We start from the raw sequence: 11,054 nt of genomic DNA on the forward strand, positions 1-11,054 counted from the left end.
TCGGCCCGGGGCTCGGGCGGCGGGGCGGGCGCGCGCGCGGGCGCCGGGGCGGGCGGCGGCGGGGCCACGGGAGCGGGCGATCTGGGGGGCGCGGGCCGGTGGAGCGCAAGGACCGGCAGCTTGTCCTTGGTCCGCATCAGCCCGGGCGCCTTCGTCGCGTGCCGGCGGGGCGGGGCGCGGGCTCAGCCCGTGGCGGCGCCGGGGGCCACGGCCGCCTCGGCCGCTTCGGGCGCGGCGGTGCGCAGCGCCATCGGGTGCTCGAGCGCCATGTGGTGACGGGCGCGGTCATAGCGGGCGACCCAGGTGGTGGGCGGGCGGAAGCGCGAGCGGAACAGCTCCGCCCGCCAGTGCGCCATGCCCGGCGCGCGGGCGTCGTGGGGATCGCTCGCCGAGGGCAGCGAGCCCAGCCGCCAGCGCTCGCGCGCCGCGCTGAGCGCCGGCTGCGCCGCGCGCCGCAACAGCCAGCAGGGCACCGCGTGCGCCTCGGACCGCAGCGCCAGCCGCTTCGTCGCCGTGAAGTCGAGCGCCGGCGGGTCCCCCCAGACCTCGCCGACGACCGCCCCCAGCGACGGGCAGCCGAGCCCCTGTTCCAGCGCCCAGAGCACGTCCACCGGGCGCGACACGTCGAGCCGCAGCACCTCCACCTGGCGGGCGAAGCCCGCGAGGTAGGGCACGCCGCATTCCCGCCGCGACAGCCGGTCCTGTACCCAGAGCACGGGCTTGCCCGGCCTGACATGGGCGAGGACGAATCCCGTCGCCGCCCCGTCGACGGCGGTCTCGGCGAAGACTTCCGACAGGGTGGCGTCCGGCGGGGCGGCCGTAGCACGGCTGCGCAGCAGCTCGGCCGGGGTTTTCGGAGGCGGCGGGGCGCACTGCACCTGGACTCCTTTCGTGGGACTGGATGTTCTTCATTTGTTCTAGGAGCGGCCAGGGGATTCGTCAAATGCCGGTTGCGCTTTCCCGCGCGTCGGGGAAGTCTTTTCGCCGGACCCGGAGGAGGGAGGGGAGAGACATGCGCGCAGGCAGACTGGCCGCCGGGACGCTCGCCCTCGCCGCCCTGGCCGCGGCGGCGGTGGCGGACGTGCCCGGCAAGCCGCGGGCGGTGACGGAGGCGGACTACGCGCCGGTGGACCGCGCCGAGGCGGAGCTCGGGCAGCTGCTGTTCTACGATCCCATCCTGTCGGGCAACCGCGAGGTCGCCTGCGCCACCTGCCACCACCCCGCCTTCGGCACCTCCGACGGGCTGTCGCTCGGGCTCGGCGACGGCGGGCGCGGGCTCGGGCCGGAGCGGATGGCGGACCCCGACAACCTCCCCGAGGAGCGCATCCCGCGCAACGCCACGGGGCTGTTCAACCTCGGCGCGCGCGAGTTCGCCGTGCTGTTCCACGACGGCCGCATCGAGGCCGACCCGACGCGCCCGACGGGGCTGCGCACGCCGATGGGCGCGGAGATGGAGCAGGGCTTCGCCTCGGTGCTCGCCGCGCAGACCATGTTCCCGGTGCTCAGCGGCGACGAGATGGCCGGGCATTATTCCGAGAACGACGTCTCGCGCGCGGTGCGGCAGGGGATCATCACCGGCCCCGGCGGCGCGTGGGACCTGCTGTCGCGCCGGGTGGCGGCCATCCCGGCCTATGCCGCGCGGTTCGAGGCGGTCTACGGGCTCGCGCCCGACGAGATCGGGTTCGCCGACGTCTCCAACGCCATCGCCGCCTTCGTCGCCTTCGAGTGGCGCTCCGACACCGCGCCCTTCGACGCCTGGCTGCGCGGCGAGGCCGAGCTGGCGGCGGCGGCGGCGGACGGGGCGGCGCTGTTCTACGGCGAGGCGGGCTGCGGCGGCTGCCACGCCGGGCCGTTCCTCACCGACCACGGCTTCCACGCGATGGGCGAGGTGCAGATTGGGCCGGGCAAAAAGGGGCGCTTCGAGGACCACGCCCGCGACGTCGGCCGGATGCGCGTCACCGGCGACGCCGCCGACGCCTACCGCTTCCGCACGCCCTCGCTGCGCAACGTCGCCCTCACCGGGCCGTGGGGCCACGCCGGCGCCTACGGCGACCTCGCCGCCTACATCCGCCACCACGCCGACCCGCCCGCCGGCCTCGACACGTACGAGCGGGCGCAGGCGGTGCTGCCGGCGCTCGAGGAGGAGGATTGGCGGGTGCTCGACGATGCGGCCGAGCGCGCCGCGCTGGCGGCGGCCTACGCGGGCACGCCGGTGACGCTCGACGCGGACGAGGTGGCGGCGCTGGTGGCGTTCCTCGACAGCCTCACCGACCCGGTGGCGCGGACCGGCCGGCTCGGAGTGCCCGACGCGGTGCCGAGCGGGCTGGAGGTGCCGCGGCCGCGCTAGCCCGGCGGCGGCGCGGGCGGAGGGGGCGGAGCCTCCAGCGGGGATATTTGCAGGACAGAGGTGGGGGGCGGTGCGCGCAACGGGAAGGGTGCGGCGGCGGGCGGCGCGGGTATGGGCGGTTTGGCGGGTGACGTGGTGCGTGCGCGGGGGGCGGGAAGGATGTGGGTGCGGGCGGCATGGACAAGGGGGCGGGCGTGGCTAAGGTCGCGCCATGACAGCTGTCCCCGAGATCCGGTTCCTCGACCGGACGACCCCGCCACATGTCGCCACGTTGATCCTCGTCTCGGGGCTGTCGGCGCTCAACATGTCGATCTTCCTGCCGTCGCTCAACGTGATGGCGCAGTACTTCGACACCGACTACGCGGTGATGCAGCTCGCGGTCTCGGGCTACCTCGCCACGACGGCGCTGCTGCAGATCGTCATCGGGCCGGTCTCGGACAGGTTCGGGCGGCGGCCGGTCGTGCTCGGGGCGCTGGCGATCTTCCTCGCGGCGACGCTGGGCTGCCTGATGGCGCAGAGCGCGGGGACGTTCCTGCTGTTCCGGATGCTGCAGGGCGCGGTGGTGACGGGGATCGCGCTGTCGCGGGCGATCGTGCGGGACATGGTGCCCCAGGAGGAGGCGGCGTCGATGATCGGCTACGTCACGATGGGGATGGCGCTGGTGCCGATGCTGGGCCCGGTGGTGGGGGGCTTGCTCGACGAGCTGTTCGGGTGGCACGCGACCTTCGTGTTCCTGCTCGTGGCCGGCATGGGCGTGCTGGCGCTGGTGGCGGCGGACCAGGGCGAGACGGTGGCGGGCGAGGGGGTGGGCTTCGCCGAGCAGGTGCGCACCTACCCCGAGCTGCTCACCTCGCCGCGCTTCTGGGGCTACACGCTCTGCATGGCCTTCGCGAGCGGCGCGTTCTTCGCCTATCTCGGCGGCGCCTCGTTCGTGGCGGGCGACATCTTCGGGCTCGGCGCGGCGCAGACCGGGCTGGCGCTGGGCTGCCCGGCGCTCGGCTACGCGGTGGGCAACGGCATCTCGGGGCGCTTCTCGCGCCGGGCCGGGATCAACCGGATGGCGCTCGTCGGCACCGCCGTGGCGAGCGCGGGGATGGGCCTGTCGCTGGCGCTGACGCTCGGCGGGATCAACGCGCCGCTGGTGTTCTTCGGGCTCTGCACGACGCTCGGCCTCGGCAACGGCATGACGCTGCCCAACGCCACCGCCGGCCAGCTGTCGGTGCGCCCGCACCTGGCGGGGACCGCGAGCGGGCTGGGCGGCGCGATCATGATCGGCGGCGGCGCGGCGCTGTCGGCAGCGGCGGGCGCGATGCTCAGCACCCGCACCGGAACGCTGCCGCTGCAGGCGCTGATGCTGGGCACGTCGCTGGCCTCGATGCTGGCGATCCTGCTGGTGATTCGCCGCGAGCGCCGGCTCGGGCTCGCCTGAGCGGCATGGACAAGCCGCGCCCGCTGCCGCACAAGTCGGCAAAAAGAGGAGACCCAGCATGGAACTGTCCGGCACCCGCACCATCGCCGCCGACCGCGAGACGGTCTGGACCAGGCTCAACGACGCCGAGACGCTGAAGGCCTGCATTCCGGGCTGCGAGGAGCTGAGCGGCAACGTCGAGGATGGCTTCGAGGCGGTGGTGAAGCAGAAGGTCGGCCCGGTGAAGGCGACCTTCAAGGGCGCAGTGCGCATCGAGGACCTGAACCCGCCCGAGAGCTACCGGCTCGTCGGCGAGGGCAAGGGCGGCGTCGCCGGCTTCGCCAAGGGCGCCGCGAACGTGGTGCTGCGCGAGGTAGAGGGCGGCACCGAGCTGACCTACGACGTCGACGCGCAGGTCGGCGGCAAGCTCGCGCAGCTCGGCAACCGCATCGTGGGCGGCTTCGCCCGGAAGATGGCGGACGAGTTCTTCGAGCGGTTCCAGGCGCAGGTCGAGGGATAGGCGGAGCCCGCGGGATCCGGAGGTGAGACTCGCTCTTCCCGCGCGGGGGCGGGGCTGGTAACCGGCGCACATGCGTATTCTCTTTCTTGGCGACGTCATGGGACGCGCGGGCCGGACCGCGATCGTGGAGGGCCTGCCGGCCCTGCGGGCGGAGTGGCGGCTCGATTTCGTGGTGGTCAACGGCGAGAACGCCACCAACGGCGCGGGGCTGTCGCCCGACCACGCGCGGCTGCTGTTCGAGGCGGGAGCCGACGTCGTCACGCTCGGCGACCACGCGTTCGACCAGAAGGACATGCTGCGCTACTGCGAGAGCGAGCCGCGGATCGTGCGGCCGCTGAACTACTCGAAGGCCGCGCCGGGGCGGGGCCACGGGATCTTCGACGCGGGGCGCGGGCGCAAGGTGCTGGTGGCGCAGGTGCTCGGGCAGGTGTTCATGAAGCGGCCGTTCGACGATCCGTTCTCGGCGCTCGAGCCGGTGCTCAAGGCGCATCCGCGCGGCGGCATGGTGCAGGCAAGCCTCGTCGACGTCCATTGCGAGGCGACGTCGGAGAAGATGGCGATGGGCCATTTCTGCGACGGGCGCGCGAGCGTCGTCGTCGGCACCCACACCCACGTCCCCACCGCCGACGCGATGGTGCTGCCCGGCGGCACCGCCTATCTCAGCGACGCGGGCATGTGCGGCGACTACCTCTCGGTGATCGGGATGGACCCCGCCGAGCCGCTGCGCCGCTTCATCACCGGCATGCCGAAGGGCCGCTTCGAGCCGGCCTCGGGCGAGGCGACGCTCGCGGGGCTCTACGTCGAGACCGACGACGCCACCGGCAAGGCGCAGGTGGCGCTGCCGGTGCGGCAGGGCGGTCGGCTGGCGCCGGCGGGGCCGCGGTGAGGGAGACGCTCGGCCTGACGGCCGTGCTCCTCGTCCTCGGCGCCGGCTGGGGGCTGACGATGCCGCTCACCAAGATCGCGGTGCGCGACGGCTACGGGGCCTTCGGGCTGATCTTCTGGCAGCTCGCGCTCGGGGCGCTGATCCTCGGCGCGCTGCAGCTGTTGCGCCGCCGCCCGGTGCGGCCGGGGCGGCGGGCGCTGCTGACCTGCCTCGCCATCGCGCTCACCGGTTCGCTGCTGCCCAACGCGGCGAGCTACCGTGCCGCCTTCCACCTGCCGGCCGGGATCGTGTCGATCGCCGTGGCCGCGGTACCGCTCTTCGCCTTCCCGATCGCGCTCGCGCTGGGCAACGACCGGCTCAGCGCGGCGCGGCTGGCGGGGATCGGGCTCGGCCTCGCGGGGGTGGCGCTGATCGCGCTGCCCGAGACGTCGCTGCCCGACCCGGCGCTGGCGCTGTTCCTGCCGCTCGCGCTGTTCGCGCCGCTTTGCTACGCGCTCGAGGGCAACATCGTGGCCCATTTCGGCACCGCCGGGCTGGGCCCGATCCAGACCCTGTTCACCGCTTCGCTGATCGGCGCGGTGCTGGCGCTGCCGCTGGCGCTGGGCTCGGGGCAGTTCATCGCGCCGCACTGGCCGCTGACGCCGGCGGCGCAGGCGGTGGTGGCGCTGTCGACGATCCACGCCCTCGTCTACGCGGGTTACGTCTGGCTGGTCGGGCGCGCCGGGGCGACGTTCGCGGCGCAGGTCGCCTACCTCGTCACCGGCTTCGGCGTGCTGTGGTCGATGCTGCTGCTGGGCGAGCGCTACTCGGGCTGGGTCTGGGCGGCGCTGGCGGCGATGCTGGCGGGGATCGCGCTCGTGCAGCCGCGCGGCAAGCCGGCGCTTGCGCCGCCCGCCGCCGCCCTGCAAGATGAGCGTCGGCCTGCCGACGGGACATCATGACAGACTACCTCCAGCTCTCCCAGACGGGCGAAGCGATCCTCACCCTCGTCATCGTCGGACTGATGTTCCTCGCCTTCATGCGCGAGACCTTCCCCACCGAGGTCGTCGCCATCGCCGGCAGCGCGCTGATGCTGGTCTGCGGGGTGCTGCCCTACGAGGACGGGCTGGCGGTGCTGTCGAACCCGGCGCCGTGGACCATCGCGGCGATGTTCATCATCATGGGCGCGCTGGTGCGCACCGGCAGCCTCGACGCGCTGACCCGCTTCGCCGACCGCTACGCCCGCTCGCACCCGTCGCTGGCGGTGGCGGCGGTGCTGCTGGCGGTGATCTTCGCCTCGGCGATCATGAACAACACGCCCGTCGTGGTGGTGATGATCCCGGTCATCGTCCAGCTCGCCCGGACGCTCGGCAAGTCGGCCTCCAAGCTGCTGATCCCGCTCAGCTACGCCGCCATCATGGGCGGCACGCTGACGCTGATCGGCACCTCCACCAACCTGCTCGTCGACGGCGTCGGCCGCCGCTTCGGGCTCGAGCCGTTCACCATCTTCGAGATCACCCCGCTGGGGCTGATCGTGGTCGCCTGGGGCTTTCTCTACCTGCTGTTCGTGGCGCCGCGGCTGCTGCCCGACCGCGACAGCATGGCGACGCTGCTGTCGGACCGCTCCAAGATGCGCTTCTTCACCGAGGCGGTGATCCCGCCCGAGAGCAACCTGATCGGTCGCGAGGTCACCGGGGTGCAGCTGTTCAAGCGCGAGGGCGTGCGGCTCGTCGACGTGATCCGGGGCGACCAGTCGCTGCGCCGGGCGCTGCAGGGGGTCGAGCTGCAGGTCGGCGACCGGGTGGTGCTGCGCACCGCGATGACCGAGCTGCTGTCCTTGCAGCGCAACAAGGAGCTGCGCCGCGTCGACCAGCTCTCGGCGGTCGAGACCCAGACCGTGGAGGTGCTGATCACCCCGGGCTGCAAGATGGTCGGCCGCACCCTCGGCGCGCTGCGGCTGCGGCGGCGCTTCGGCGTCTACGTGCTCGCCGTGCACCGCAGGAACCAGAACATCGGCCGCGCCATCGACGACCTCGTGGTGCGGGTCGGCGACACGCTGCTGCTCGAGGGCGCGCCCGCCGACATCCAGCGGCTGGCGGCGGAAATGGACCTCGTGGACGTCTCGCAGCCCTCGGCCCGCGCCTTCCGCCGGGCCCACGCGCCGATCGCGGTGGGCGCGCTGATCGGCCTGGTCGGGCTCGCCGCCATCGGCGTGGCGCCGATCCTGGCGCTGGCGGTGATCGCGGTTGCGATCGTGCTGGTGACGGGCTGCATCGACGCCGACGAGGCGTTCGAGTTCATCGAGGGCCGGCTCCTGGCGCTGATCTTCGCGATGCTGGCGGTGGGGGCGGCGCTCGACCATTCCGGCGCCGTGGCGCTCCTGGCCGAGGCGATCGCGCCCTGGCTGACGAACCTGCCCGACTTCACGGTGATCCTGGCGGTCTACCTGCTGGCGACGACGCTGACCGAGGTGGTCTCCAACAACGCCGTGGCGGTGGTGATGACGCCGATCGCCATCGGGCTGGCCAACGCGCTCGGCTTCGACCCGCGGCCGCTGGTGATCGCGGTGATGTTCGCCTCGTCGGCCGCCTTCGCCACCCCGATCGGCTACCAGACCAACACCCTCGTCTACGGCCCCGGCGGCTACCGCTTCTCCGACTTCGTCCGGGTCGGCCTGCCGCTCAACCTGAGCCTGGCGGTGATCGTGTCGCTGGCGATCCCCGTCTTCTGGCCGCTCTAGCCGCGCGCGCGGCCCCTTCAGTCGGCGGCGCGGGGCGGATAGGGTTGGCCGACCGGGGCAAGGAGGGGAGAGGCATGACGGACATCCTGCAGGAGCTCGAGGCACGCCGCGCGGTGGCGCGCGCGGGGGGCGGCGCGGCGCGGATCGAGGCGCAGCACGGCAAGGGCAAGCTGACCGCGCGCGAACGCATCGAGCTGCTGCTCGACGAGGGCTCGTTCGAGGAGTTCGACATGTTCGTCGCGCACCGCTGCACCGAGTTCGGCATGGAGCAGAACCGTCCCGCCGGCGACGGCGTGGTCACCGGCTGGGGCACGATCAACGGCCGCATGGTCTACCTCTACAGCCAGGATTTCACCGTCTTCGGCGGCTCCCTCAGCGAGACCCACGCCCAGAAGATCTGCAAGATCCAGGACATGGCGCTGCAGAACGGCGCGCCGCTGATCGGGCTCAACGATTCGGGCGGCGCGCGCATCCAGGAGGGGGTGGCGAGCCTGGCGGGCTACGCCGAGGTGTTCCAGCGCAACATCCTCGCCTCGGGCGTGGTGCCGCAGATCAGCGTCATCATGGGCCCCTGCGCGGGCGGCGCGGTCTATTCACCGGCGATCACCGACTTCATCTTCATGGTGAAGGACAGCTCCTACATGTTTGTCACCGGCCCCGACGTGGTGAAGACCGTCACCAACGAGGTGGTCACCGCCGAAGAGCTCGGCGGCGCCACCACCCACACCCGCAGGAGCTCGGTCGCCGACGGGGCGTTCGACAACGACGTCGAGGCGCTCGCCGAGGTGCGGCGGCTGGTGGACTTCCTGCCGCTCAACAACCGCGACCGCCCGCCGGTGCGGCCGTTCTTCGACGAGGTCGAGCGGATCGAGGAGAGCCTCGACACGCTGATCCCCGACAACGCCAACACCCCCTACGACATCAAGGAGCTGATCCTGAAGGTCGCCGACGAGGGCGACTTCTACGAGATCCAGGAGGACTTCGCGAAGAACATCGTCACCGGGTTCATCCGGCTCGAGGGCTCGACGGTCGGGGTGGTGGCGAACCAGCCGATGGTGCTGGCGGGCTGCCTCGACATCGACGCCAGCCGCAAGGCGGCGCGCTTCGTGCGCTTCTGCGACGCCTTCGAGATCCCGCTCCTCACCTTCGTCGACGTGCCCGGCTTCCTGCCGGGGACGGGGCAGGAATACGGCGGGGTCATCAAGCACGGGGCGAAGCTGCTCTTCGCCTACGGCGAGGCGACGGTGCCGAAGGTCACGGTGATCACCCGCAAGGCCTATGGTGGCGCCTACGACGTGATGGCCTCCAAGCACCTGCGCGGCGATGTCAACTACGCCTGGCCCACGGCGGAGATCGCGGTGATGGGCGCGCGGGGGGCGACGGAGATCCTCTACCGCTCCGAACTCGGCGAGCCCGAGAAGATCGCGGCGCGCACGAAGCAGTACGAGGACCGCTTCGCCAACCCCTTCGTCGCCGCCGAGCGCGGCTTCGTCGACGAGGTGATCCAGCCGCGCTCGACGCGGCGGCGGGTCTGCCGGGCGTTCGCGATGCTGCGCGGCAAGCGGCTGAGCAATCCGTGGAAGAAGCACGACAACATTCCGCTCTGAGCGCCCTTGCCGTCGGGCCGGGCGGAGCGGTAGCTTGCGGCCGACACGGGCGGAGGCGCGGATGAGCGGGCGCGGCAGGAGATGGCAGGTGGTGCGGCAGGGCGACACGCTCGTGCTGGCGCGGCGCATGCCGGCGCGGATGGACGTCGCCGCCGAGACGCGTCTCGCGGCGATGCCGCGGCTGCGCCTCGCCCGCCAGGTCCGCCAGGACGTCTGGCGGGCGCTGCAGCGGGTGCGGGGCTTTTCGCCGGTGATCGAGGTGCACGCCGAGGGCGACGGGCTGCGGCTGGTCGCGGGCGGGCAGGTCGACGGCGCGGTGCCGCCCGGCGCGTCGGCGGCCATCGCGGCGGTGCTCGAGGACCGGGACAACCGGGCGCGCTGGGCGCGTCATGCGGGGAGAGGACGATGAAACGTGCGCTGATCGCGGGCGCGGCCATTTGGGCGGCGCCGCTGGCGGCCGCCGAGATCAAGGCGCCGTCGGGGCAGGTGGTGACACTCTACGAGGTGGTGCTCGAGGACGAGACGAGGATGGCGCGCTTCCTGTTCCTCGCCCCCGGCATCGCCGTCACCGAGGAGGCGGGGCTGAGCTACGGCGAGGTGCAGGCCGATTTTCCTTGGCTCTGCGAGGGGGTGATCCTGCCCGCGCTGTCAGCCAATGCCTGGAGCGCGGCCGAGGTCGTGATCGCGATGTCCGACCGCGAGGTCGCCTTCGGCGAGCGCGACAGCACCGCGACGCAGTTCTTCGAGGTGTTCCGCATCGACGAAGGCACCTGCGTCTGGGCCGGCTTCTGATGCCACGCGACGACATGGTGAAGCACCGCGGCTTTCCCGGCCGGCTGCCGGGAACCGACTTCCAGTTCACGATCCGCCGCGCCGCCAAGGAGGGGGCGACGAAGCTCGTCGCCCGCGAGCGCTACGCCGACCGCAAGCCGGCCGACCGCCGCGCCGACGAGGGATTTCTCTGGGCGCTGAAGGAGCATTTCGGCGACGAGCCGTTCGTGCGCGGCAACCTCGACGCCGGCCGCCTGAGCTGGCTGTTCGGCCGCGAGGTGGTGCCGGCCGAGGACCCGTTCGACCCGCAGAGCTACGACGCCCTGCTGCGCGTCGACCTCGCCCGCGCGCAGGCCAGTTTCCCGCAGATCTTCGACCCGGACTGGGCCCCGTAGGCCGGGCTTCAGCCCGGCTGTGGGCGATCCGGGCCGGATTGAGGCACGGCCTACGGGGCCAGTCCGGGTCGAAGATCTGCGGGAAACTGGCCTGCGCGCGGGCGAGGTCGACGCGCAGCAGGGCGTCGTAGCTCTGCGGGTCGAACGGGTCCTCGGCCGGCACCACCTCGCGGCCGAACAGCCAGCTCAGGCGGCCGGCGTCGAGGTTGCCGCGCACGAACGGCTCGTCGCCGAAATGCTCCTTCAGCGCCCAGAGAAATCCCTCGTCGGCGCGGCGGTCGGCCGGCTTGCGGTCGGCGTAGCGCTCGCGGGCGACGAGCTTCGTCGCCACCTCCTTGGCGGCGCGGCGGATCGTGAACTGGAAGTCGGTTCCCGGCAGCCGGCCGGGAAAGCCGCGGTGC

Annotated in this window: 11 protein-coding genes and 1 pseudogene; 10 read left to right on the forward strand and 2 right to left on the reverse strand. The window is 72.7% G+C overall.

Annotated features, from left to right (window positions below; genetic code table 11):
• Nucleotides 1-182 precede the first annotated feature (182 nt).
• Nucleotides 183-878 (reverse strand): ImuA family protein, encoded by a 696-nt coding sequence (locus OG2516_RS00340; RefSeq protein WP_007253589.1) that lies wholly within the window; start codon nt 876-878, stop codon nt 183-185.
• Between the two features lie 134 nt (nt 879-1,012).
• Here OG2516_RS00340 and OG2516_RS00345 point away from each other — a divergent pair, with 134 nt between their 5' ends.
• From OG2516_RS00345 to OG2516_RS00390, 10 genes are all read left to right on the forward strand, one after another.
• The gene (locus tag OG2516_RS00345) at nt 1,013-2,347 is read left to right on the forward strand and encodes a cytochrome-c peroxidase (RefSeq protein WP_007253590.1); all 1,335 of its coding nucleotides are present in this window, start codon (nt 1,013-1,015) and stop codon (nt 2,345-2,347) included.
• Nucleotides 2,348-2,558: 211 nt separating this feature from the next.
• A complete protein-coding gene (locus OG2516_RS00350; RefSeq protein WP_040614853.1) occupies nt 2,559-3,776 on the forward strand; it encodes a multidrug effflux MFS transporter in 1,218 nt (405 codons plus the stop codon).
• Between the two features lie 58 nt (nt 3,777-3,834).
• Nucleotides 3,835-4,275 (forward strand): SRPBCC family protein, encoded by a 441-nt coding sequence (locus tag OG2516_RS00355; protein WP_007253592.1) that lies wholly within the window; start codon nt 3,835-3,837, stop codon nt 4,273-4,275.
• Between the two features lie 70 nt (nt 4,276-4,345).
• Nucleotides 4,346-5,161 carry a TIGR00282 family metallophosphoesterase gene (locus OG2516_RS00360; protein WP_040614854.1) on the forward strand — a complete coding sequence of 272 codons (816 nt, stop codon included), beginning with the start codon at nt 4,346-4,348 and terminating at the stop codon, nt 5,159-5,161.
• Nucleotides 5,158-6,102, forward strand: a complete 945-nt coding sequence (locus OG2516_RS00365) for a DMT family transporter (RefSeq protein WP_007253594.1) — start codon at nt 5,158-5,160, stop codon at nt 6,100-6,102. Before OG2516_RS00360 ends, OG2516_RS00365 begins: the two co-directional genes overlap by 4 nt.
• Complete coding sequence (locus OG2516_RS00370; RefSeq protein WP_007253595.1) at nt 6,099-7,880, forward strand: SLC13 family permease; 1,782 nt, start codon at nt 6,099-6,101, stop codon at nt 7,878-7,880. The genes OG2516_RS00365 and OG2516_RS00370 overlap by 4 nt, the downstream gene beginning before the upstream one ends.
• A 74-nt stretch (nt 7,881-7,954) precedes the next feature.
• Entirely contained in the window at nt 7,955-9,487 is a 1,533-nt protein-coding gene (locus OG2516_RS00375) for an acyl-CoA carboxylase subunit beta (protein WP_007253596.1), read from the forward strand.
• A gap of 61 nt (nt 9,488-9,548) precedes the next feature.
• Nucleotides 9,549-9,896 (forward strand): hypothetical protein, encoded by a 348-nt coding sequence (locus tag OG2516_RS00380; RefSeq protein WP_040614855.1) that lies wholly within the window; start codon nt 9,549-9,551, stop codon nt 9,894-9,896.
• Nucleotides 9,893-10,279, forward strand: coding sequence for a DUF6497 family protein (locus OG2516_RS00385; RefSeq protein WP_007253598.1), 387 nt, complete (start codon nt 9,893-9,895; stop codon nt 10,277-10,279). Before OG2516_RS00380 ends, OG2516_RS00385 begins: the two co-directional genes overlap by 4 nt.
• A 14-nt stretch (nt 10,280-10,293) precedes the next feature.
• On the forward strand, nt 10,294-10,653 hold the full coding sequence (locus OG2516_RS00390; RefSeq protein ID WP_040615220.1) for a hypothetical protein: 360 nt from the start codon (nt 10,294-10,296) through the stop codon (nt 10,651-10,653).
• A gap of 67 nt (nt 10,654-10,720) precedes the next feature.
• Here OG2516_RS00390 and OG2516_RS20585 read toward each other — a convergent pair.
• Nucleotides 10,721-11,054: pseudogene (locus OG2516_RS20585) on the reverse strand (hypothetical protein); the annotation flags it as partial.

This window comes from Oceanicola granulosus HTCC2516, assembly GCF_000153305.1.
GTDB classification, from domain to species: domain Bacteria; phylum Pseudomonadota; class Alphaproteobacteria; order Rhodobacterales; family Rhodobacteraceae; genus Oceanicola; species Oceanicola granulosus.

Coding starts and splice junctions, on each gene's coding strand:
- OG2516_RS00355 (WP_007253592.1), top strand. CDS start 3,835: ATGGAACTGTCCGGCACCCGCACCATCGCCGCCGACCGCGAGACGGTC.
- OG2516_RS00345 (WP_007253590.1), top strand. CDS start 1,013: ATGCGCGCAGGCAGACTGGCCGCCGGGACGCTCGCCCTCGCCGCCCTG.
- OG2516_RS00390 (WP_040615220.1), top strand. CDS start 10,294: ATGGTGAAGCACCGCGGCTTTCCCGGCCGGCTGCCGGGAACCGACTTC.
- OG2516_RS00360 (WP_040614854.1), top strand. CDS start 4,346: ATGCGTATTCTCTTTCTTGGCGACGTCATGGGACGCGCGGGCCGGACC.
- OG2516_RS00385 (WP_007253598.1), top strand. CDS start 9,893: ATGAAACGTGCGCTGATCGCGGGCGCGGCCATTTGGGCGGCGCCGCTG.
- OG2516_RS00370 (WP_007253595.1), top strand. CDS start 6,099: ATGACAGACTACCTCCAGCTCTCCCAGACGGGCGAAGCGATCCTCACC.
- OG2516_RS00380 (WP_040614855.1), top strand. CDS start 9,549: ATGAGCGGGCGCGGCAGGAGATGGCAGGTGGTGCGGCAGGGCGACACG.
- OG2516_RS00375 (WP_007253596.1), top strand. CDS start 7,955: ATGACGGACATCCTGCAGGAGCTCGAGGCACGCCGCGCGGTGGCGCGC.
- OG2516_RS00350 (WP_040614853.1), top strand. CDS start 2,559: ATGACAGCTGTCCCCGAGATCCGGTTCCTCGACCGGACGACCCCGCCA.